Origin of the sequence: uncultured Acidovorax sp. (assembly GCF_964021665.1) — a bacterium.
Classification (GTDB): Bacteria; Pseudomonadota; Gammaproteobacteria; order Burkholderiales; family Burkholderiaceae_C; genus Acidovorax; species Acidovorax temperans.
Genome location: NZ_CAXIAK010000004.1, coordinates 13,471 through 34,706, shown reverse-complemented (window position 1 = coordinate 34,706; position 21,236 = coordinate 13,471). Strand labels below are relative to the sequence as shown.

Below are 21,236 nucleotides of genomic sequence, written 5' to 3'. Positions count from 1 at the left end.
CTTCAAGCACAAGGAAAGCAAAAAATGACACGCAAGTATTTCGGCACTGACGGTATTCGTGGAACAGTGGGCCAGTACCCGATCACCCCAGATTTTGTATTGCGGCTCGCCCACGCTGTGGGCCGTGTACTGCGCCGCACGGAAGAGCGCCCAACGGTGCTGATCGGAAAAGACACCCGTATTTCTGGCTACATGCTGGAAAGTGCTTTGGAGTCTGGATTCAACTCCGCTGGCGTTGACGTCGTGTTGCTGGGGCCGTTGCCGACCCCTGGAGTTGCTTACTTGACGCGTGCGCAGCGTGCAAGCCTGGGTGTGGTCATCAGTGCCAGCCACAACGCTTATCCCGACAACGGCATCAAGTTCTTCAGTGCCCAAGGCACCAAGTTGCCTGACGCCTGGGAGCTGGATGTAGAGGCTGCGCTGGATGAGGCACCTGTGTGGGCAGATTCTTCCAGCCTGGGCAAAGCGCGCCGACTGGACGATGCAGCAGGGCGATATATCGAGTTCTGCAAAAGCACGTTTCCTCAAGACCTCACCCTGAAGGGTCTCAAAATTGTGGTGGATGCCGCGCATGGCGCCGCGTACCAAGTGGCTCCCAAGGTGTTCCACGAGTTGGGTGCCGAGGTGATCTCCATCGGCTGTGCACCCGATGGCTTGAACATCAACCACGAAGTCGGCGCCACCCACCCTGATGCACTCGTACGCTCTGTGCGCGCGAACCATGCCGATTACGGTGTGGCACTTGACGGCGATGCCGACCGGCTGCAGATGGTGGACGCCTCGGGGCGGCTTTACAACGGTGACGAACTGCTCTACTTGATGGCTGCTGACCGTATGGGGCGTGACGAGCATGTGCCAGGAGTGGTCGGTACATTGATGACGAACATGGCGGTTGAGGTCGCGTTAAAGCAACGTGGCGTTCGTCTGGAACGAGCCAAGGTGGGTGACCGCTACGTTTTGGAAGAATTGGCTAAACACCGTTGGATTCTGGGCGGCGAAGGCTCGGGCCATTTGCTGGCGCTGGACAAGCACACCACCGGAGACGGTTTGGTGAGTGCTTTGCAGGTACTGCAGGCCTGCGTTCGTAGCGGCAGCAGCCTGCCCCAGCTTTTGCGGGAGGTTGTCCTTTTTCCGCAAGTGCTTCTCAACGTTCGACTTTTGCCTGGGCAGGACTGGAAGAGCAACCCATTGTTATCCGCTGCCATTCGCGAAGTGGAAAACGAATTGGGCGAATCAGGGCGGGTTCTGATTCGCGCCAGTGGAACCGAGCCCCTGCTGCGCGTAATGGTTGAGGCGCGTGATGCGGACCAGGCCAACCGCTGCGCCCAGAAACTGGCCGATGCGGCGAAGGCCGGGTGAGTGAGTTGGACTGGGATACGCACTGAGTGTGCGCTGCTAGATGCTTGGACGTGGCGGCCGCGCTCGCGAAGCAAATAGAGACCATCCACCGCTAATCGCAGGTCAGTCTGTCATCATTCCGCCTCGATATTGCAACAGCGATGTCACGAGGCTCTTTCACACTCAAGTTTAGACATGTCAGGTTGGTACTCCAGCCTGGCTTCAGATTCTCGGGTTGAACGAAGGAGCCTACTCATGCAAGAGCCCTCACTCAAAGGCTTATTGTCTATTTCAGATACAGCCACCAGTGGCTCCGTTTCTTCCTCTGGATCCAGTAGTGCCACATGGGGTATTGCAAAACCGGCGTCTGCAGGTATACAGGTCCGGTGGGCCCGTCACCTTGATGAGGTGAGGCAGGCCCAAAAGCTGCGTTTTGAGGTCTTCGGACTGGAAATGGGCGCCCGGTTGTCCACCACTGTCCCGGGGCATGACATTGATTTGTTTGATGACTTTTGTGAGCATCTGCTGGTGCTTGATGAAGCCAGCCAGGCGGTGATTGGAACCTACCGCGTCTTGACTCCAGCGCAGGCTCAGCGGGTAGGCAGCACTTACAGCGACACCGAGTTTGATCTGACACGCTTGCGCAGTCTACGTTCCCGGATGGTAGAGCTCGGGCGTAGCTGTGTGCATCCAGACCATCGCCATGGGGGTGTCATCATGGCTTTGTGGGGTGCGCTGGCTGACTTTATGGTCCGCAACCAACTGGACACCATGATTGGGTGCGCCAGCATTCCCATGCTGCACAACGGTGTGGTCAGCGGGGATGTGGCCGCTAGCATCTGGCACCAATTACGCCAAACCCATCTGGCCCCCATCGAATACCACGTTCGGCCTCGCCTGCCGCTGCCGGTGGAGCGGCTTGACAGCTCCATTGCCACAGAACCTCCCGCATTGATCAAAGGGTACCTGCGTCTAGGCGCTCGTGTGCTGGGTGCTCCTGCCTGGGACCCCGATTTCAACACCGCCGATTTGCCCATGCTCATGCGCTTGGGCGATCTGCATCCCCGGTATCGCAAGCACTTTCTGGGTGCCTGATGCGTGCGCCCTGGGATTTGCAGGGTGGCTGGGATTCGGGTATGGCATTTCGGCAGCGCCCGCTTCCGGACGAGTCAAGCAAAGAGTGCGAACCGGGTCCCCGATATCGGGCCGTGTTCATCTCAGACTTGCACTTGGGAACGCCCGGCTGTCAGGCGGCAGCGTTGCTGGAGTTTTTGCGCCACCACACTTGTGATTCTCTGTACTTGGTGGGAGATATCGTGGATGGCTGGCAGTTGCGCCGTCGCTGGTTTTGGCCGCAGTTGCACAACGATGTCGTACAAAAGTTGCTCAGGCAAGCCAGAAAAGGCTGTCGCATCGTATTTGTGCCCGGAAACCACGACGAGTTTGCGCGTGCGTTCGAGGGGCACTCCTTTGGGGGCATCCAGGTGGTGAACGAAGCAGTACACACCACTGCCGATGGGCGCAGCCTGTGGGTCATCCATGGCGATTATTTCGACGGGGTGATTCAGTGCGCGAAGTGGCTGGCCTATCTCGGTGACAACCTTTACGAGTTTTCTCTCAAGCTCAACCGTTATCTCAATAGCTTGCGAGCAAGGGCGGGCTTGCCTTACTGGTCCTTGTCTGCGTACCTCAAAGGCAAGGTAAAGAAGGCGTTGAACTACGTGACCGATTTTGAGGAAGTCGTCGCTGCCGAAGCGCTTCGCCGAGGGCACCAGGGTGTCGTTTGCGGCCATATTCACCGCGCGGAGATGCGCGAAATTGGGGGGGTGCTCTATTGCAATGATGGCGACTGGGTCGAAAGCTGTACGGCTTTGGTAGAGCACCGTGATGGACGCCTGGAGTTGGTGCATTGGCACAAGCAACTGGCTGGCGGATTCACAGCCCCTGTGGGGCAAGGGGTGTCGGCATGAAAATCGCCTTGGTCACAGACGCATGGATGCCCCAGGTCAACGGCGTGGTGACCACGCTGGTGGAGTTGGTGCGACAGCTACAGCAGCGTGGGCATGAGGTGCTGGTCATTCATCCGGGTCTCTTTCGTACGCGCCCATGCCCAGGCTACGCGGGAATTGATCTTGCCGTGCGACCGTTCAAAAAATTGGCAATCCAATTGGAGGAATGGCGCCCTGATTCCATCCACCTTGCCACAGAAGGCCCCTTGGGGTGGGCCGGGCGCAAGTACTGCATACGCAACGGGCTTTCGTTCACCACGGCTTTTCACACCCGATTCCCCGAAATTTTGCACGCCGCTTTGCGGATTCCGCTTGCCTGGGGCTATGCGTTATTTCGACACTTTCACCGCCCGTCTGCAGGGGTTATGGTTCCCACACGGGAGGTACTGAGCATGCTGGCGCGGCGCGGCTTTCGCCACTTGCGTTCATGGACGCATGGGGTAGATACCCAGTTGTTTCCTTTTGAGCCAGCCCCTAAGGTGTCTACGTTGACTGGCCCGCTCGCACATCCGGTCTGCTTGTATGTTGGGCGGGTTTCGTACGAAAAGAACATTGAAGCTTTTTTGCAAATGGAGATGCCCGGTACGAAGGTGGTGTGTGGTGTGGGGCCGCTCGAAGCAGGGTTGCGTGCCCGATACCCGCACGTGCGGTGGCTGGGAATTCTTGATCGGACAGCGCTGGCTGAGGTGTACGCGAGCGCCGATGTCTTTGTCTTTCCGAGTCGGTCTGAAACCTTCGGCTTGGTGATGCTGGAGGCCATGGCCTGCGGAACGCCAGTGGCAGCTTTTCCCGTAGAAGGGCCCAGGGAAGTCCTTGGTGCTCACGAAGGCACCAAGCCTCAGGGTGGGGTGTTAGACGAAGACCTGCTTCAAGCATGTCAACAAGCGCTGCGAGTACCGCGCCATGAAGCCCGTCAGCGTGCCATGCATTTCACCTGGGAGACTGCGGCAGAGCAGTTTTTGGATCATCTCGTGCCAGCAAATGGTTTTGTGACATCTAAAAAATTCGTCACAAAACCTGTCACACCTTTGTCATCTGAATAGCCTATGCTGCACTGGATTGACTGCTTTCGATTACCTTCGCCATGCTTCCTCTGCCCTTGGACAAGCCCTTGAATAAACCCAGAGACACAGGTGAGGTGGAAGCAGGGGTGTCGAGCGATGGAGGTATGCCAGCGGCCAGCCGTAAAGCTTCCGATCTTTTGCCTGTGCTTTTGGATCGGGATCAGAGCATTCTGGCGTTCAATGAACGTGTCTTCGATTGGGCAGCGCGTGCCGACGTACCGCTTTTGGAGCGGCTGCGTTATCTGTGCATAGTTTCATCTAACTTGGATGAGTTTTTTGAGGTGCGGATGGCCCCGCATGTCACGGCGGCCAAGACCGGTGACACCAAAGGCATCTACAGCCCGGCTTCTCTGGAGTCGCTTTCGGCAGCTGTCCACCAACTGGTCATGCGTCAATATGCGCTGTACAACGACGTGCTTAGCCCGTCGTTTGCAGCCCAGGGAATTCGCATCGTGCCCCACGGGGAGCGCAGCGCAGTGCAGCGGCGGTGGGTGCAGGAGTACTTTCAAAAAGAGGTACGTCCTCTGCTGATTCCAGTGGGGCTGGATCCCGCCCATCCTTTCCCGCAGGTTGCCAACAAGTCCTTGAATTTCATCGTGCGCCTGCGAGGCCCTGATGCTTTTGGGCGCGAGAACGAGGTCGCCATTGTGAAAGTGCCTCGCTCCCTGCCGCGGCTGGTTCGTCTGCCTGACAAGGTGACACCCACTGGCATGGGCTTTGTCAGTCTGTCCAGCATCGTGCGCGCCCATCTGGATGATTTGTTCCCTGGTCGTGAAGTGACCGAGTTTTCACAGTTCCGTGTGACCCGTCATTCAGACATGGCGCTGGACGAAGAAGACGTGCGCAACCTGCGAACCGCCTTGCGGCAAGGGCTGCAGCAACGGCACTACGGTCAGGCCGTGCGCCTGGAAGTGTCGGCAGGCTGCTCCGCCTTTTTGTCAGACTTTTTGCTAGAGCAATTTGCGCTGCCACCAGCTACTCTGTTTCGCGTCCCTGGGCCTGTCAATCTGGTGCGGCTGAGTCAGTTGGTGGATTTGGTCAACGATCCAGCATTGCTGTTCCCACCCTGGAGCGCCTCATGGCCTCGCCAATTGCAATCGGGCGTGTCTATTCTGGAGCAATTGCGTCAGCGGGACGTGCTTATCCACCAGCCCTTCGAGAGCTTTGACGGGGTGCTGGCGTTCCTGCGCGAGGCGGTGAACGACCCCCATGTGCTGGTGATCAAGCAGACGATCTACAGAACGGGCGCTGATTCCGAACTGATGGAGTTGCTGGCGGAAGCGGTGCGCAGGGGCAAGGAAGTCATGGCGGTGGTGGAGCTGAAGGCGCGTTTTGATGAGGAAGCCAACATCAACTGGGCGGAGGCGTTGGAGTCGGTTGGCGCCCAGGTGGTCTACGGTGTTGTCGGGTTGAAGACGCACGCCAAGATGCTGCTGGTGACCCGCCGCGAGGGCAACCGTTTGCGCAGGTATGGGCACCTATCTACCGGCAACTACAACGTGCGCACGGCGCGTCTGTATACGGATCTGAGCTATTTGACGGCCGATGAGGAAATCACTGCGGACATGGATGGCGTCTTCAGCCATCTGGCCAGTCAGAATCGCCCGCCCAAGTTGCGCCAGCTGATCTTGGCGCCTTTTCATCTGCAGCGGCGCATGCTGGAGAAAATTGACCAAGTGGCCCAGGCAGCCAGCCGTGGCGAGGATGCGCGCATTGTCGTCAAGATGAACGCCTTGACGGACGAGGCCTTGATCCGTGCTTTGGTGAAGGCGGGGCAATGCGGGGTCCGCATTGATCTCATTGTGCGGGGGGCCTGCATGCTGGCGGCCCAGGTTCCGGGCCTGACCGAAAACATCCGCGTGCGATCCGTGATTGGCCGCTTTCTTGAGCATACCCGGGTGTTCTATTTCAGGGTGGCTCAGCAAGAAGACCTGTACCTCTCCAGTGCTGACTGGATGAACCGCAACATGATGCGGCGGGTGGAGCTGGCGTGGCCTGTCAACGATCCGGCGTTACGCCAGCAGATCATTGACGAGTGTTTGGTGGCCTATTTGCACGATGACCGCGATGCCTGGACCCAGGCGGCCAATGGTGTGTACCAACGGGCGCCACATCCCACGACAGGGCGCGGGGCGCAGAACGCGCTGATGGGGCGCTATGGCCCTGCAGCGTCTGCTGCCGCATGAAGGAGCGCGAATGGACCTGATTTTGTGGCGCCATGCCGAAGCGGAAGAACTGGGTGAGGGAATGGATGACCTGACCCGTGCGTTGACCCCTCGCGGTGAAAAGCAGGCGGCGAAGGTGGCGGCTTGGCTGGATCGGCAGTTGCCAGAAGGCCTGAGGGTCATTGCAAGCCCTGCACGCCGTACGGAGCAAACCGCGGCCGCACTAGGCCGTAAATTCAAAATGCGTGCAGAACTGTTGCCAGGTGGCACCGCGCAAGACCTGCTCGATCTGGCCCAATGGCCCAACGCCCGGGGCTCGATTCTCATCGTGGGCCATCAGCCTATGCTGGGGCAGGTGATTGCGCAGTTGCTGGGCATGCAAGCGCCAGAATGCGCTGTGCGAAAGGGGGCGGTGTGGTGGCTGCGCCAGCGGCAGCGCCTGGAGCAGAGCCAGACCGTGCTGATGACAGTGCAGTCGCCAGAGTATCTTTGAGTGCAAAGGGCCTGGAAAGACCTCAAAGGCCGGTGAGTCCTCTTTTTCGCCCAACGCCCGTCAGTGCGTGAACAGGACTGGAGTGCCGGGCCAGCTTTTTAACTGACCCAGTCCAGCACTTGTTACTTCGAGCGCGCTTTGGATGGCGCCTTGGCTTTGGCGGCTGCCTTGCCAGGCTTGACTTGCTCTATGGCCTCTGGCTCTTTGGTGGGGCGACCGGTCTTGATGGATGGCACAGACTCCAGTGCGGTAAACAGCGCTGTGTCTGAAAGACCTGCCAGCAGCTTGAGTCCAGCGCGAAGCAGTTCGCTTTTTTTGACGGGGCGGGAAAGACGCACTGCGCGCTCTTTCAAAGCATCGATGACCGCGTATTCGTCTTTGGGAATGGTGAAGCTGTCCCGCACTAGCTTGGGCTTCTTGGCTTTCACATCTTTAGCGGGGCTTGGCTTGGGGGTAACCGCAGGCTTCTTGACGGGAGTCACTTTGCTGCCTTCTGCCTTGACCACCTTGGGCGTCGTCGTGGCCGGTGGAGTGTTCTTGGACTTGGCAGCAGCGACGGGCTTTGCCGCCTTGACGGGCTCCTTGTCAGCAACAGTTGGCGTTGTAGCGGGTGCAGTGGTCATTAGGTTCTCCTTAAACGGTATAAACAGTTTATACCGTTTAAAGCTTCGCATCAATCAGCCTGCACGCGCAGCTCCCACGGCGTTTTTTGCCAGGCCACCATTTCTTCCTGCAACAAATGCGCTGACTGCGGGAATGCCTGGGGCCATCGCGAAGGTATCTTCAGGGTGAAGGTCCCTGGCTCCATGCGCAACTGCATCTCTGTGATGTCGGGCGCGCGCCTGGCGTGGCACAGCGCTACTGCCAGTCGCAGGCAGATCAATTGCAAAGCAAAGGAGGCGTCCGAAAGATCTGCTTCCAGCTTGCGCACCTTGCCGCGCTGCCCCAGCACCAGGATGCCCAAACGGTGCAGTTCCGGCAAGGCAAAGCCTGCCGCATCGGTGTTGTCCAGGATGTAAGCGCCGTGCCGGTGGTAGTCGCTGTGCGAAATACGACACCCCACTTCGTGGAGCTTGGCTGCCCACTCCAGTTTTCTTTCGGCCCTTTCGCTGTCTGGGGCGGCGGCTTGCCTGAACAGCGCGCAGGCCGTGGCTGCCACGCGCTCGGCATGGGCGGTATCTACTGCGAATCTCTGCATGAGCGCATTCACGGTGGCGGTGCGCAGGTCTGTTTCCGGCTGCTCACGATCTAACAAGTCGTAGAGTGCGCCTTGGCGCAATGCTCCTTGAGCCACTTGCATTTCTTCGATTTCGAGCAAATCAAACACGGCGCGGAGCACACTGATACCCCCTCCAATCACCGCACGTCGATCGTCTTTTAGCCCTTCCATGCGCACGCGGTCGGCACTTTGGGCGCGCAGCAGCTTTTCGTACAGAGCATTCAAACCCGCACGGGTGATCAGTCCTTTAGGGCCTCCCATGGCCGTCAGGATGTCCCCAACCGCGCCTGCTGTGCCCGAAGATCCATAAGCAACCTCCCAGGCATTTCTTTGGAAAACGGAAAGTGCTTCGTCCATTACCGCCTTGGCAGCAATTTCTGCAGCCAGGAAGGCCTGCGGCGTGAATGCTCCGTCAGGAAAATACCGCGAGGACCATGCCACGCTGCCCACCCGGTAGGATGCAACGGCATTGGCTGAGAACTGCTGTCCCAGAATGAACTCCGTGGAGCGTCCCCCGATGTCCACCACCAGACGGCGTTCGTCTGACTGGGGCAGCATGTGGGCCACCCCTTGGTAGATCAGGCGTGCTTCCTCCACACCCGAAACCACATCAATCGGGTAGCCCAGAAGGGCGCTGCCGCGTGTCAAAAATTCCTCGCGATTGCGTGCTTCGCGCAGGGTTTGCGTGGCCACGGCCCGGACATGCTCTCGGGGAAAGCCTGCCAGTCGCTCCGCGAACCTTGCGAGGCATGCCCATCCACGCTCCATGGCTTCTTGCGTCAGATTGCGGTTTTCATCCAGTCCGTTGCCCTGGCGAACGGTTTCCTTGAGGTATTCCACACGTTGTATGTGGCCGTGCTCAAAGCGGCCAATTTCCAGGCGAAAGCTGTTGGATCCAAGATCCACAGCGGCGAGCAGTGTTCCGTTTTGCATGGGGTGGCGCAGTGCGCGAAGTCTCTCTGGCGTTGATGTCAGCCAGCATAGCACCTGGGTCGTACGAGCGTCCCTGGCTCAGCCTACGATGCGGCCGTCAGACGACAGCATGCTTTGGGTGACAAATGCTGTCGAGCGTTTTTTGTCTTGGTAAGGGGGTATCCACCCGCCCACATTGAGTGGCTTACGTTGCTGCAAGGCAGCCAGAACATTCGCTCTGGTAAGAGGTGCTGTCATTTGTTGCAGCACCTCCGCCGTGTACCGCGCTGCAATGAAACCTGCCAAGCCTTGGGGCGAGGGGGGTTCGTCGTACAACTTGGCCAGCGCTTCGCGGTAGGCGCGTACCACGGGCAGGCTGGCCGAGACCAGAGGAACGGCTTGTGTGGCGATGATTGACACCCGCTTTGGCAGGTTGCCCATCTGCGCCAGCACCTGCAGATTGACGTCGGCCAGCGCAATCACGTAACACTGCCGCCCTGCTGGCAATTTCAGTTGCCCTACAAAAGCATGCAGTTCTGGGGTCCCTCCGACAAAGAGCACGATGGGCTGCGTCAGCTGAGCAGCGCTGTGGACGCGCTGGACCTTGACAGACTGCTCCGCTGCCTGCCGAACGGCTGCCTGCGCCAGGGCTGTGTCCTGGCCTGTCGCATAGGCCACGCCCAGTTCTGGTACGCCCATGGATGCCAGAGACTTCAATGCATGGGTGATTTGGGCCCTCAGGTCGGCAAAGACATCGAAAACAGTGTCTGTCGATTTTTCCTCCACGGCCTGGTGCAGCCACGGGGCAACCAAGGGCAGTGGGGTGGCTGTTTCGCTCGCGAGTTGGTAGCGTGCCAACGTCTGCGCCGCTGCGTTACCCACGCAGCCCGACAAGGCAACGCATGAGGCTTGCTGGTGTGCCGTTTTCCATGCCGATTGCAGTTGGGCTGTGGTGCCGTCGGTTTCTAGCACCAGATGCTGCACGGGCTTGCCCTGTACCCCGCCTCGGGCATTGAGGTCCACCCACGCCGCACGCGAACCCGTCAGAAAGTCACGACTGATGTCCTGCTGGGCGGCAGACATATCCACCACCTGCGCCACGGTAATACTGCGGGTGCTCTCGCTTTGGCTCCAGGCACGGCTGCCAAAAGTGGTGGTTCCTATCGCTAAAGTGCTGCGCAGCCAGTCTCGTCGTCCCCAAAGGGGTGCGCGGGTGCCTGCGTCTTTTCCCTTGGGTGCGGGGGTGTTCCGGTCGTTCAAGGGTTTTTGCGATGCAGTGTTCTGCGCGGCGGCGCAAGGAAGAGGGCGCTCAACGTGGGGCATGGGGTGGCGTGCTTTGGAAGAGCCGAAGGAGGGTTGGGGGTTTTTGATGGGCAGCACAACGCCTTCCGCTGCGGGAGGGCTTGGCTATATGCGGCAGGTTAGTGAGGTTTTGTGTCAGTAGCGTGACGCCTGCCGTGGCTGTGGAGGAGGACTGACGGTGCGCGGTTGAGTGGGATGCCAGCTTTCGACCGATGGGGCTGCCGGGCAATACACAGCAGCGAAAGTGTGTGACATCCATTTTTTATGTCACAACACTGTCATAGAGCGCACCTAGAGTACGGATATCCCAACTTACCTACTCTAGAGGTTTATCCATGAAACTGTCCGCGATTCGAGTTCTGGTTGCCGGTGTGGTTGCTGCAGGTGCTTTTTCCAGCGCATTCGCGCAACAAGAGGCAACAGGCGCGGGAGCCAGCTTTCCTGCCCCTCTGTATTCCAAGTGGGCTTCTGATTACAACAAGGCCACCGGTGTGAAGATCAACTACCAATCGGTGGGCTCTGGTGCTGGTCTGCGTCAAATCGAGGCGAAGACTGTGGACTTTGGCGCCTCTGACGCTCCTCTGAAGGATGAAGACCTGAACAAGAAGGGCCTGGTTCAGTTCCCTACGGTGATCGGTGGTGTCGTGCCCGTGGTCAACATCAAGGGCATTGCTCCTGGCCAGATCAAGCTCAGCGGCCAAGTGCTGGGTGACATTTACCTGGGCAAGATCAGCAACTGGAGTGATCCTGCTATCAAGGCGCTCAACCCTGGCGTGGCTCTGCCAGACGCTTCGATCGCTCCGGTTCGCCGCGCTGACGGTTCCGGCACCAGCTTCATCTTCACGAACTACCTGAGCAAGGTGAACGCCGAGTGGAAGTCCAAAGTGGGTGAGGGCACGGCTGTGAACTGGCCTACCGGCGCGGGTGGCAAGGGCAACGAAGGCGTGGCTGCATTTGTGGGCCGTCTTCCCAACTCCATTGGCTATGTGGAGTACGCATACGTCAAGCAGAACAAGATGACTTACGTGCAGATGCAAAATGCTGAAGGCCAGTTTGTTTCGCCTGATGACTCCGCATTCAAGGCTGCCGCTGCGGGCGCTGATTGGGCCAAGAGCTTCTATCAGATCCTGACCAACCAGCCTGGCAAGGAATCGTGGCCCATCACTGGTGCTACGTTCATTCTGATGCAGAAGTCACAAGAAAAGCCTGTGCAAGCCGCTACATCGTTGAAGTTCTTTGAATGGGCTTACAAGACAGGTGACAAGACCGCTTCTGACCTGGACTATGTGCCCATGCCTGACAGCGTGAAGGAAACCATCCTGAAGTCTTGGACAGCTATCCAGGATACTTCTGGCAAGGCTATCGCTTACAAGTGATCTGTGCGGGCTGGCTGGGCATTGAGTTCAGCCAGTCCCTTGATTGCGTTCACAGAAGGCTCTCAACGTGTCCACTATCTTGCCGGTCCCGCAAACCCCCCCGTCTCAGGCGGAACGTGGTGCTCAACGGACCACTCCACCCCGCCCACGCCCCCTGATTTCCGGCATGCTGGCCGACCGCATTTTTGGCTGGTTGGCCCGTGGCGCTGCCGTGCTGACCCTGTTGTTGCTGATTGGCATTCTTGTCTCGTTGGTGCTTGGGGCCTGGCCATCGATTGAAAAATATGGTCTGAGCTTTTTGACCCGAAGCGTCTGGGACCCCGTACAAAATGAGTACGGCGGCCTGGTGATGATTTACGGCACCCTGGCCACCTCGGCCATTGCTTTGCTGATTGCGGTGCCGGTGAGTTTCGGTATCGCGCTTTTCTTGACAGAACTCTCGCCCGCCTGGCTCAAGCGCCCCTTGGGCACAGCCATTGAATTACTGGCTGCGGTGCCCTCCATCGTGTATGGCATGTGGGGGCTCATGGTGTTTGGTCCGATTTTGGCGCGCTTTGTGCAGCAGCCATTGCAAGCCGCTTTCAGCGGCATTCCGTATTTGGGTGCTTTTGTGTCTGGCCCACCTGTGGGCATCGGCATTTTGTCGGCCGGCATCATCCTGGCCATCATGATCATCCCCTTCATTGCGTCAGTGATGCGTGATGTGTTCGAGGTCACGCCTGCGCTTCTCAAAGAATCTGCCTACGGCCTGGGTGCTACCACCTGGGAAGTGGTGTGGAAGGTGGTGCTTCCCTTCACGAAGACTGGCGTGCTCGGCGGCATCATGCTGGGGCTGGGGCGCGCATTGGGTGAGACCATGGCCGTGACGTTCGTCATCGGCAATATGAACCAGCTCGATTCCTTGTCGGTGTTTGAAGCCGCCAACAGCATCACGTCCGCACTGGCCAATGAGTTTGCAGAAGCTGGCGAGGGCCTCCACCAAGCCTCGCTCATTTATCTGGGTCTGGTCCTTTTCTTCATCACTTTCGTGGTGCTGTCTTTGTCAAAAGTGTTGCTCTCGCAGCTCAAGAAGGGTGAAGGGGCGCGCTCATGAGTACTTCTCAACGCCTGATTTCTGCGGCAGAACTGTCGCAAACGCGCTTGGCTCGCTACAACAGCCGCAAGCGTGTCAACCAGATCGCCTTGACCTTGTCGCTGGCTGCCATGCTGTTCGGCGTGTTCTGGCTGGTGTGGATTTTGTGGGAGACGATTCGCCTGGGCCTGGGCGGCCTGAGCGTGGCGCTGTTCACGCAGATGACGCCGCCCCCCAATGAGGTCGGCGGTATCTCCAATGCGATCTTCGGCTCCGTGGTCATGGTGTTGCTGGCCACATTCGTGGGCACGCCCATCGGCATCATGGCCGGCATCTACTTGGCCGAGTACGAGTCGCGCAGCTGGCTGGCGGCCACGACCCGGTTTGTGAACGACATTCTGCTGTCTGCTCCCAGCATCGTGATCGGTCTGTTCGTCTACGCCGTGGTGGTAGCCCGTTTCAAGAGCTTCTCAGGCTACGCGGGCGTTCTCGCCTTGGCGCTGATCGTGATTCCGGTGGTCATCCGCACCACCGAGAACATGCTGCTGTTGGTGCCTGCCAGCCTGCGCGAAGCGGCTTACGCCCTGGGCACACCCAAGTGGCGCGTCATCACCATGGTCACCTTGCGCGCTGCCCGCGCTGGTGTGATCACCGGGGTGTTGCTGGCTGTGGCGCGCATTGCGGGCGAGACAGCGCCTTTGCTGTTTACTGCCCTCAACAACCAGTTCTGGAATGCTGACCTGTCCAAACCCATGGCCAGCTTGCCGGTCACGATTTTTAAATTTGCAATGAGCCCGTATGAGAACTGGCAGGAGCTGGCATGGGCCGGCGTGTTCCTGATCACGGTTGCGGTTCTCGGTCTCAACATCCTGGCGCGCGTCTTGACCCGCCAGAAATAAACAAGGAAGACATTCATGCCCTCCACCATCCAAGCATCCACTCCCGCCAACGCCAAGATCACGGTACGCGATCTGAATTTCTATTACGGCAAGTTCCACGCCCTCAAGGGCATCAACCTGGACATCCCCGAAAACAAGGTCACGGCTTTCATTGGCCCATCGGGCTGCGGCAAGTCCACCTTGCTGCGTACCTTCAACCGCATGTTCGAGCTGTACCCCGAGCAGCGCGCTGAAGGCCAGATCGTGCTGGACGGCGAAAACCTGCTCACCAGCAAGCAAGACGTGGCTTTGGTGCGCGCCAAGGTGGGCATGGTGTTTCAGAAGCCCACGCCGTTCCCCATGTCCATCTACGACAACATTGCCTTTGGTGTGAAGCTGTTCGAAAGCCTCAACGCCACCGACATGGATGACCGCGTGGAGTGGGCCCTGCGCAAGGCGGCACTGTGGAATGAAGTGAAGGACAAGCTCAACCAGAGCGGCTCCAGCCTCTCGGGCGGCCAACAGCAGCGCCTGTGCATTGCGCGCGGCATTGCCATCAAGCCCGAAGTGTTGCTGCTCGACGAGCCTTGCTCGGCGCTGGACCCGATCTCTACCGCCAAGGTGGAAGAGCTGATTGCCGAGCTGAAGAACGACTACACCGTGGTCATCGTGACGCACAACATGCAGCAAGCAGCCCGTTGCAGTGACTACACCGCCTATATGTACCTGGGCGATCTGGTGGAGTTTGGAGAAACAGAGCAGATGTTCTTCAAGCCCCAGCGCAAGGAAACCGAAGACTACATCACCGGCCGTTTCGGCTGAGGAGACACCATGCCAGAAAAACATCTCTCCACCCAGTTTGACAGCGAACTCAACAGCGTTTCTTCCCGCGTGATGGAGCTGGGCGGCCTGGTGGAGTCGCAAATTCGCCAGGCGATTTACGCCTTGTCCCAATTCAGCATGGAAGCCGTGGAACAAGTGGCCACCATGGAGCAGCGTGTGAACGCGATGGAAGTGGAGATCGACCACGAGCTCTCCTCCATCATCGCCCGCCGCCAGCCCACAGCGCGCGATCTGCGTTTGCTGATTGCCTTCTCCAAGGCCACGGCCAACCTGGAGCGCATGGGCGACGAGGCGCACAAGATGGCCCGCATGGTCAAGTCCATCATCGAAAGCGGTGCAGCCCGTTCGTTGCCCTTCAGCGACCTGCGCATGGCAGCTGATCTTGCCTCCGGCCTGCTGCGCAAGGCACTCGATGCCTTTGCTCGCCTCGACACCAAGGCGGCGCTGGACATCCTGAAAGAAGATGACCTCATCGACAAGGAGTTCGACGGGTTTGTGCGCAAGCTGGTCACCTACATGATGGAAGACCCCCGCACCATCTCGGCCAGCCTGGACCTGCTCTTTTTGGCCAAGGCCATTGAGCGCATTGGTGACCACTCGAAAAATGTGGCCGAACTCATCATTTATCTGGTCAAGGGCAAGGACGTGCGCCACGCCGCGATGAACGATATTGAATCGGCTGTGCTGCAGTAAGGGAAGGGCAGAGCCATGAAGAAAATGCCCCGGGTCTTGATCGTTGAGGATGAACCCGCCATTGCCGAGTTGATTGCCGTGAACCTGCGGCACAACGGGTTCCAGCCCATCTGGTCAGAAGATGGCGAATCGGCCCAGCGTGAGCTGGACGCCGTGCTGCCCGACGTCATCCTGCTCGACTGGATGCTGCCCGGCCAAAGCGGGTTGCAACTGGCCCGCAAGTGGCGTGCTGACAGCCGTCTCAAGCCCATTCCCATCCTGATGCTCACCGCGTGCGGCGATGAACCCGACAAGGTGGCTGGGCTCGATGCGGGTGCGGACGACTACATCACCAAGCCGTTTTCCACGCAGGAACTGCTCGCCCGCATTCGCGCCGTGCTGCGCCGCCGTGCGCCTGAGCAGGTCAACGACAGTGTGACGATTGGTGAGCTGGTGCTGGACGCGACCACCTACCGCGTGACTTACCAGGGACAGCCCCTCAAGGTGGGCCCCACGGAGTTCAAACTGCTGCACTTTCTGATGAAGCACTCTGAGCGTGTGCACAGCCGTTCACAGTTGCTCGATAAGGTGTGGGGTGACCACGTTTTCATTGAAGAGCGCACGGTGGACGTTCACGTCAAGCGTCTGCGCGAGGCCCTGGGCGCCGCAGGGGCCATGGTGGAGACAGTTCGGGGCGCGGGTTACCGCCTGACCGCCCAACCCCAGGCGTTATTGCGCGCCTGAGCAGGCCCAGCGGCCTTTGTTGGGGTGCTTCATCACCACGGTTGGGCGCATGGCTTGCCAGGGGCATGGCCTCTCGGCGCGGTGGTGCTTGCGGGCCTGAGTATTGGACGGTGGAAGCGCCCCTCTCGAGGTTGTGCGTATTTTTGAGAAAGCTGTGCGTCCCACATGTTCTGGCGTTTTGTATTTTTTCTGACTTGGCAGCTGGCAGGTGGTGCTTTGGGCTGGTGGCGCGCGGGGCCTTGGGGTGCGGCACTGGGGGCTGCCGTGGCCGCATGGGCCTGGTTTGTGTGGGACTTGTCGCGCGGCGCCCGGGTGCTGCGGTGGTTGCGTACGGGTGACTTGGCTACGGCGCCCTCCATGCGCGGCATGTGGGGCGAGGCGGCAGACCGCGCTCGCCGCTTGCTGCGCCAGAGCGAGGCCAAGGAGCAAGACAGCCACAGCCGCTTGCAGGAGATTCTGGCGGCCCTGCAGGCCACGCCCAACGGGGTGGTGCTGCTCGACAGCGAAGGCCACATCGAGTGGTGCAACCAGATTGCTGCCAGCCAGTTTGGCATCGACGCGCAGCGCGATGTGATGCAGTCCATTGGCAATCTGGTGCGCGATCCTGACTTCAGCGCCTACTACGCGGCGCATGATTTTTCTCATGACGTGGTGCTGCAGGGGCGCGACAGCAAGCCTTCCAGGCCCGTGCGCATTTCGGTGCACCTGCATCCGTATGGCGACGGGCGCAAGCTGCTGCTCTCACGCGACGTCACTGCACTGGAGCAGGCCGATGCCATGCGCCGCGATTTCGTGGCCAACGTGTCGCACGAGATTCGCACCCCTCTGACGGTGCTCATCGGCTTCATCGAAACCCTGCAGACGCTGCCGCTCTCTCCGCAGGAGCGGACCCGCTACCTGGGCATGATGTCGCAGCAAGCCTCGCGCATGCAAAGCGTGGTGCAGGACTTGCTCACACTCTCCCGGCTGGAGGGCAGCCCGTTGCCGGGCATGACTGAATGGACGCCCGTGCAGGCGCTGATGCAGCGCTGCGAGGACGAGGCGCGTGGGCTGTCTGCATTGCTCACACAGAGCCAGGCGCGCCCGCATGTGTTGGAATTCCCACCCGCCGAACAGTTGCGTGCGCTGGGAGAGATCGCTGGCGTTCCAACAGAGCTGCAAAGTGCGCTGTCCAATCTCATCAGCAACGCCCTTCGCTACACACCTGCGGGTGGCACCATCACCGTGGCCTGGGAGCGGGTCCATGACGGAGCGGTGCGGTTTTCCGTGCGCGACACGGGCCCGGGCATTGCGCCAGAGCACATTCCGCGTTTGACGGAGCGCTTCTATCGCGTGGACCGCAGCCGCTCCCGCGAAACGGGTGGCACTGGCCTGGGGCTGGCCATCGTGAAGCACGTACTGCAACGCCATGGCGCATCGCTCGATATCACCAGCGAGCTGGGCAAAGGCTCCACCTTTTCGGTCACCTTCCCGGCCAACCGCCTACGCTGATGCATGGTGCGTTGAACGCGCTGCTGCCTTGGCCAGCATCACCATAAACGCCGCTGCGGTGACGAGCAGTGCCAAGGCGCTGCACGCCCAAAACGCAGCGGGTGATGCTGCCATGCTGCTCCACACCCCCGTGTCGCTGTAGGCCACCAGGTAGCCGCCGCCCAGCCCCAGCCCCCACAGCAATACGCAATACACCGCCAAGGGGGCGACGGTGATGCGATAGCTTCGCAGCACGAAGACGCACAGCGTTTGCGATGCATCCGCCAGGTGATAGGCCGCCACCCACAGCAGCAGCCCTGACGCCACACCTGCCACGGCGGGGCTGTCGGAATAAACAGACGCAACTTCTTGGTTTGCTATAAATAATATAGCTGCTGGCGCAATTCCAGTAAGCGCTGCAAGCCTAAAACCTATATAAACCACGCGCTGCGCACGCAGAGCCTGGCCAGCGCCCAGCCAGTAACTCACGCGGGTGCTGGTGGCGATGGCCAGCGACAGCGGCACCATGTACAGCAATGCGGCCATGTTGGCTGCAATCTGGTGTGCTGCGGCGGCCGTGGTGCCCTGGCGTGCAATGAACAAGGCCATCAGCGTGAAGGAAGTGACTTCCACCATGATGGCCAGCCCTGCGGGCACGCCCAGTTGCAAAAAGCCGGACAGGGTTGGGGCATGGGGCCGCTCCAGCGGGCGCCAGAGCTGCAAGGGGGGGTAGATGCTTTGGGTGCGCAGCAGCCATACCGCCAACGCCAGCATGGTGTAGTTGACCAACAGCGTGGCCCAGGCGCAGCCCACTACGCCCTGTGCGGGCAAGCCTGCGCCGCCCAGCGTGAACCAGATGGACAAAGGGACCTTGATGAACAGCGATGCGACCTGCAGCCAGGTCACCAGCTGGGGTTTGCCCAGCGCCTGGTTGAGCGTGCTGTAGACCCGAAACAGCAGTGCTGCGGGCAGCGCAAAGGCCAGTACGGCCAGGTATTGCTCCACCTCGGCACGCAGGGCAGGAGGGATTTCCGTCCAGCGCAGCAGCGGTGCGGGAAACAGCAGTACCGCCATGCCCAGTGCCGACGCCGCCATGCACAGGTAGAGTGACTGCCGCACCGAAAAACCCATGCCCTGCAGATCCCCTGCACCCCGTTGTTGGGCCCACACGGGCATCAGCGCCTGCAAGACACCCATCAGCCCGACATAGATGCTGATGAAGATGGCCGAGCCCACCGAAAGCGCCGCCAGCGAGGCTTCTCCATCGCGGCCTGCCACCAAGGTGTCCGTCACGCCAAAGGCCATCACCGCCAACTGGCCTGCCAGCACGGTGGCCGCATGGCGCGCAATGCTGGGCAGATCGGCAGACTGGTCGGTGAGGTGCGGATGGGGCGTGGTCATGCGTTGGTTCAATGGCTGCGCTGGCAGCCCCTTGGGCAGCGGAAAGGTGCGCGTTGGTTGTGTTCTCAATGGCGAATGGCAGCGGCTGATTTTCAGCGCAATGTCGGTGCAGGCTCGCCCATGGGGCTACCGCAATTACTGATCGGCAGCTGCCCCGGCTTATTGCGGGGCCTGCGCGCGGCGCAGCAGCACAAGCTGGTCGTTCTTGTCCGTGGGGCGCGGCACGATGGCCACTTCTGCCCAGTCGCTGGTCTTGGCAATGCCTGGGGGCGCGGGCCAGGCGTTCAAATCCACCAGAAGCCAGTCGCAGCGGCCCTGGGGGTCTGCTGCTTGCAGATTCATGCCACCGTGGTACTGGAAAGCCGCGATCTGTCCACGGCTCAGGCCGTAGGTTTGTACGCAGCCTTGGGGCGCGTTGTTCATCAAGCGCACCACGTTTTGCACCTGCGGTGCGTAGCTGCGCGCGTAATTGAGCAGGGGTAGCCACAACGTCAGCAGCAGCAGCCAACCCAGGGTAGCGCCGCTGGCGGGCAGCACCAGGCTCTTCCAGATGGGGGCACGGTCGCGCGATGCACGCCACCACACCAAACTGCACCACGCTACCGAGGCTGCCAGCGCCACCAGCAGTGCGAACAGCGAGAACGATGGGCTGAACCCAGGCGCCAGCTTGGCCACGTTGGCCGCAGGCTTGGCCGGTACACCGGTCTGCATGGCGATCCAGATGACCCAGATGGCCAAGGTGGAGATGCTGAAAAACAGCAGGGTGAACCAGTCAATCAGCGCAGCCACCGCCCGGCTCAGTGTAGGCAGTGCAAAAGCTGCCAGCGTGGCCATGGCGGGCAGGCCCAGCAGCAAAGCCCGGTCTGCCGGTGCTGTGCTGATGGTGGCGCCCACCGATACCAGCGAGAACCACAGTGGCAACCACAGGTGGCGGTGCCACTGGGTGCTGGCAATCTGCTTGCGCCAGCGCCACAGTGTCCAGATGGCCAGGGGCCACGCAGGCCAGCCAAACCACAGCAGCAGCCGGGCCAGGCTAGCCCACTCTTTGCCGCCCGCATCCGTGCCCACCAGTCGCCAGCGCCACAGGTCGAGCTGCCACGCCATCAGCGCCGCAGCTGCCACCAGAATCAAAGTTGCCGCAACCCATCTGCGCTGGTGGGCAATGTCCACACTGGCACTGCGCCATACCAGCCAGGCGCCGCCCAGGCCCAGCATGGCCGCCAGGGCAGGGGCACCCGCCAGGGTCAGCCCGGCCAGCCCGGCGGCCAGCGCCAGGGCGGGGGCTACGGTATGGAAGCCCAGCGCGGCAAATCCGAAGAACACCAGCGTGGTGCAGCACAGTTGCACCAGGTAGCTGGTGGCTTCGTGCGACAGCTGGGCCAGCCCCAGGCAGGCCAGCAGGGCCAGCAGCCCCCCGTCGGCCATGGCGCGGGCATAGTCAGTAGGCTGGGCCTCGCCGCCAAAAGCAAACGCCACGGGCTGCGCCGCAGGGCTTCGGGCCAGGTAATACACCCCGTACCAGGTGGCTATGAGCGTGAGGACGAGCATCCCTGCGAAGGGCAGCCGTGCCGCCATGTCGGGGGTGAGCCCCGCAGGCGCCCATTGGATTGCCAGCGCTCCCAGCCAATAGGGCAGCAGCCCGTCTGTTTCTGGAGCCATGCCGCCCAGCAGAGGGTTCCACCAGGAGGTCTTGCCCTGGGCCAGCTCCAGCATGTAGCCGAACGCGGTGACGTCCGCGCTTTTCCACGGGTCACGCCCCACAAAACCGGGCACCACATACGCCAGGCACAGCAGCAACAGCGCCCAGCGAGGCAATGCCTGTACGGCTTTTTGGCTGACGATGGCAGGGTTGGGTGGAGTCACGGGGAGGGCGGGGCAACGGGCAGAGCGGCTGCCAAGAATATAGGGAAAACCAAAGAAAAAGGCAGCGCGGTCGCCCGGGCTGCCTTTTTGGCGGATTGCGGCGAATTACTTCGCTGCGGTCTTGCCGAAACGGTTGCGGAAGCGCTCCACGCGGCCACCCATGTTGTCCACCGACTTTTGTGTGCCAGTGTAGAAGGGGTGCGATTCAGAGGAGGTATCCAGCTTGAACAGAGGATATTCCTTGCCTTCGAAGGTTTCGGTTTCTTTGGTGTTCACGCAGGAACGGGTCACGAACTTGAAGCCGTTGGACAGGTCCACGAACAGCACTTCGCGGTAATTGGGGTGAATGCCTTCTTTCATGATCTTCCTTGAGTCAGCTGCGGGAGCCGCATCGGCCAGTCCGATGTACTTTCCG

General features: G+C 60.3%; 19 protein-coding genes. 13 read left to right on the top strand and 6 right to left on the bottom strand.

What is annotated here, in order from left to right:
- The first annotated feature begins 24 nt into the window (after window positions 1-24).
- The 6 genes from glmM to AADJ04_RS01560 all read left to right on the top strand — a co-directional run bounded on the left by glmM (window position 25) and on the right by AADJ04_RS01560 (window position 7,069).
- Window positions 25-1,359: a phosphoglucosamine mutase gene (glmM, locus tag AADJ04_RS01585; RefSeq protein ID WP_341238520.1), complete on the top strand. Its 1,335-nt coding sequence runs from the start codon at window positions 25-27 to the stop codon at window positions 1,357-1,359.
- Between the two features lie 234 nt (window positions 1,360-1,593).
- A complete protein-coding gene (locus AADJ04_RS01580; protein ID WP_082759243.1) occupies window positions 1,594-2,433 on the top strand; it encodes a GNAT family N-acyltransferase in 840 nt (279 codons plus the stop codon).
- A gap of 41 nt (window positions 2,434-2,474) precedes the next feature.
- The gene (locus tag AADJ04_RS01575; RefSeq protein WP_341238546.1) at window positions 2,475-3,308 is read left to right on the top strand and encodes a UDP-2,3-diacylglucosamine diphosphatase; all 834 of its coding nucleotides are present in this window, start codon (window positions 2,475-2,477) and stop codon (window positions 3,306-3,308) included.
- A complete protein-coding gene (locus AADJ04_RS01570; RefSeq protein WP_341238519.1) occupies window positions 3,305-4,390 on the top strand; it encodes a glycosyltransferase family 1 protein in 1,086 nt (361 codons plus the stop codon). Before AADJ04_RS01575 ends, AADJ04_RS01570 begins: the two co-directional genes overlap by 4 nt.
- 125 nt (window positions 4,391-4,515) lie before the next feature.
- Window positions 4,516-6,597: a polyphosphate kinase 1 gene (gene ppk1, locus AADJ04_RS01565; RefSeq protein WP_341238545.1), complete on the top strand. Its 2,082-nt coding sequence runs from the start codon at window positions 4,516-4,518 to the stop codon at window positions 6,595-6,597.
- A 10-nt stretch (window positions 6,598-6,607) separates the two neighbouring features.
- Window positions 6,608-7,069, top strand: coding sequence for a histidine phosphatase family protein (locus AADJ04_RS01560; protein WP_066695212.1), 462 nt, complete (start codon window positions 6,608-6,610; stop codon window positions 7,067-7,069).
- 122 nt (window positions 7,070-7,191) lie between these two features.
- Here the strand turns inward: AADJ04_RS01560 and AADJ04_RS01555 are convergent, their stop codons facing one another.
- The 3 genes from AADJ04_RS01555 to AADJ04_RS01545 form a co-directional block, all read right to left on the bottom strand.
- A complete protein-coding gene (locus AADJ04_RS01555) occupies window positions 7,192-7,692 on the bottom strand; it encodes a hypothetical protein (RefSeq protein WP_288481948.1) in 501 nt (166 codons plus the stop codon).
- Between the two features lie 50 nt (window positions 7,693-7,742).
- Window positions 7,743-9,221, bottom strand: a complete 1,479-nt coding sequence (locus tag AADJ04_RS01550) for a Ppx/GppA phosphatase family protein (RefSeq protein WP_288481946.1) — start codon at window positions 9,219-9,221, stop codon at window positions 7,743-7,745.
- Between the two features lie 78 nt (window positions 9,222-9,299).
- Window positions 9,300-10,523, bottom strand: coding sequence for an ABC transporter substrate-binding protein (locus AADJ04_RS01545; protein ID WP_341238518.1), 1,224 nt, complete (start codon window positions 10,521-10,523; stop codon window positions 9,300-9,302).
- A gap of 314 nt (window positions 10,524-10,837) precedes the next feature.
- Here AADJ04_RS01545 and pstS point away from each other — a divergent pair, with 314 nt between their 5' ends.
- The 7 genes from pstS (at window position 10,838) to phoR (ending at window position 17,578) form a co-directional block, all read left to right on the top strand.
- Window positions 10,838-11,878: a phosphate ABC transporter substrate-binding protein PstS gene (gene pstS, locus AADJ04_RS01540; protein ID WP_066788412.1), complete on the top strand. Its 1,041-nt coding sequence runs from the start codon at window positions 10,838-10,840 to the stop codon at window positions 11,876-11,878.
- Between the two features lie 166 nt (window positions 11,879-12,044).
- Window positions 12,045-12,971, top strand: coding sequence for a phosphate ABC transporter permease subunit PstC (gene pstC, locus AADJ04_RS01535; RefSeq protein ID WP_341238517.1), 927 nt, complete (start codon window positions 12,045-12,047; stop codon window positions 12,969-12,971).
- Window positions 12,968-13,849 (top strand): phosphate ABC transporter permease PstA, encoded by an 882-nt coding sequence (pstA, locus tag AADJ04_RS01530; protein ID WP_044396838.1) that lies wholly within the window; start codon window positions 12,968-12,970, stop codon window positions 13,847-13,849. The genes pstC and pstA overlap by 4 nt, the downstream gene beginning before the upstream one ends.
- Window positions 13,850-13,864: 15 nt before the next feature.
- Window positions 13,865-14,650 carry a phosphate ABC transporter ATP-binding protein PstB gene (gene pstB / locus AADJ04_RS01525; protein ID WP_341238516.1) on the top strand — a complete coding sequence of 262 codons (786 nt, stop codon included), beginning with the start codon at window positions 13,865-13,867 and terminating at the stop codon, window positions 14,648-14,650.
- A 9-nt stretch (window positions 14,651-14,659) separates the two neighbouring features.
- Window positions 14,660-15,364: a phosphate signaling complex protein PhoU gene (phoU, locus tag AADJ04_RS01520; RefSeq protein ID WP_341238515.1), complete on the top strand. Its 705-nt coding sequence runs from the start codon at window positions 14,660-14,662 to the stop codon at window positions 15,362-15,364.
- A gap of 15 nt (window positions 15,365-15,379) precedes the next feature.
- A complete protein-coding gene (gene phoB / locus AADJ04_RS01515; RefSeq protein ID WP_066694841.1) occupies window positions 15,380-16,087 on the top strand; it encodes a phosphate regulon transcriptional regulator PhoB in 708 nt (235 codons plus the stop codon).
- Between the two features lie 165 nt (window positions 16,088-16,252).
- Complete coding sequence (gene phoR / locus AADJ04_RS01510; protein ID WP_066694847.1) at window positions 16,253-17,578, top strand: phosphate regulon sensor histidine kinase PhoR; 1,326 nt, start codon at window positions 16,253-16,255, stop codon at window positions 17,576-17,578.
- On the opposite strand, the gene AADJ04_RS01505 is transcribed toward phoR, so the two are convergent.
- The 3 genes from AADJ04_RS01505 to AADJ04_RS01495 form a co-directional block, all read right to left on the bottom strand.
- Entirely contained in the window at window positions 17,570-18,958 is a 1,389-nt protein-coding gene (locus AADJ04_RS01505; protein ID WP_341238514.1) for an MATE family efflux transporter, read from the bottom strand. The two genes, phoR and AADJ04_RS01505, sit on opposite strands and share 9 nt — an antisense overlap.
- 159 nt (window positions 18,959-19,117) lie before the next feature.
- Complete coding sequence (locus AADJ04_RS01500; RefSeq protein WP_341238513.1) at window positions 19,118-20,821, bottom strand: hypothetical protein; 1,704 nt, start codon at window positions 20,819-20,821, stop codon at window positions 19,118-19,120.
- A 105-nt stretch (window positions 20,822-20,926) separates the two neighbouring features.
- Complete coding sequence (locus tag AADJ04_RS01495; RefSeq protein WP_044396829.1) at window positions 20,927-21,181, bottom strand: type B 50S ribosomal protein L31; 255 nt, start codon at window positions 21,179-21,181, stop codon at window positions 20,927-20,929.
- Window positions 21,182-21,236 lie beyond the last annotated feature (55 nt).

What these genes read in the sequence shown, in the direction of transcription:
- phoU (WP_341238515.1), top strand. Translation starts at nt 14,660, where the DNA reads ATGCCAGAAAAACATCTCTCCACCCAGTTTGACAGCGAACTCAACAGC.
- glmM (WP_341238520.1), top strand. Translation starts at nt 25, where the DNA reads ATGACACGCAAGTATTTCGGCACTGACGGTATTCGTGGAACAGTGGGC.
- pstC (WP_341238517.1), top strand. Translation starts at nt 12,045, where the DNA reads ATGCTGGCCGACCGCATTTTTGGCTGGTTGGCCCGTGGCGCTGCCGTG.
- pstS (WP_066788412.1), top strand. Translation starts at nt 10,838, where the DNA reads ATGAAACTGTCCGCGATTCGAGTTCTGGTTGCCGGTGTGGTTGCTGCA.
- AADJ04_RS01505 (WP_341238514.1), bottom strand. Translation starts at nt 18,958, where the DNA reads ATGACCACGCCCCATCCGCACCTCACCGACCAGTCTGCCGATCTGCCC.
- AADJ04_RS01550 (WP_288481946.1), bottom strand. Translation starts at nt 9,221, where the DNA reads ATGCAAAACGGAACACTGCTCGCCGCTGTGGATCTTGGATCCAACAGC.
- AADJ04_RS01580 (WP_082759243.1), top strand. Translation starts at nt 1,594, where the DNA reads ATGCAAGAGCCCTCACTCAAAGGCTTATTGTCTATTTCAGATACAGCC.
- pstB (WP_341238516.1), top strand. Translation starts at nt 13,865, where the DNA reads ATGCCCTCCACCATCCAAGCATCCACTCCCGCCAACGCCAAGATCACG.
- AADJ04_RS01545 (WP_341238518.1), bottom strand. Translation starts at nt 10,523, where the DNA reads ATGCCCCACGTTGAGCGCCCTCTTCCTTGCGCCGCCGCGCAGAACACT.
- pstA (WP_044396838.1), top strand. Translation starts at nt 12,968, where the DNA reads ATGAGTACTTCTCAACGCCTGATTTCTGCGGCAGAACTGTCGCAAACG.
- AADJ04_RS01495 (WP_044396829.1), bottom strand. Translation starts at nt 21,181, where the DNA reads ATGAAAGAAGGCATTCACCCCAATTACCGCGAAGTGCTGTTCGTGGAC.
- AADJ04_RS01570 (WP_341238519.1), top strand. Translation starts at nt 3,305, where the DNA reads ATGAAAATCGCCTTGGTCACAGACGCATGGATGCCCCAGGTCAACGGC.
- phoR (WP_066694847.1), top strand. Translation starts at nt 16,253, where the DNA reads ATGTTCTGGCGTTTTGTATTTTTTCTGACTTGGCAGCTGGCAGGTGGT.
- AADJ04_RS01555 (WP_288481948.1), bottom strand. Translation starts at nt 7,692, where the DNA reads ATGACCACTGCACCCGCTACAACGCCAACTGTTGCTGACAAGGAGCCC.
- phoB (WP_066694841.1), top strand. Translation starts at nt 15,380, where the DNA reads ATGAAGAAAATGCCCCGGGTCTTGATCGTTGAGGATGAACCCGCCATT.
- AADJ04_RS01560 (WP_066695212.1), top strand. Translation starts at nt 6,608, where the DNA reads ATGGACCTGATTTTGTGGCGCCATGCCGAAGCGGAAGAACTGGGTGAG.
- AADJ04_RS01575 (WP_341238546.1), top strand. Translation starts at nt 2,475, where the DNA reads ATGGCATTTCGGCAGCGCCCGCTTCCGGACGAGTCAAGCAAAGAGTGC.
- ppk1 (WP_341238545.1), top strand. Translation starts at nt 4,516, where the DNA reads ATGCCAGCGGCCAGCCGTAAAGCTTCCGATCTTTTGCCTGTGCTTTTG.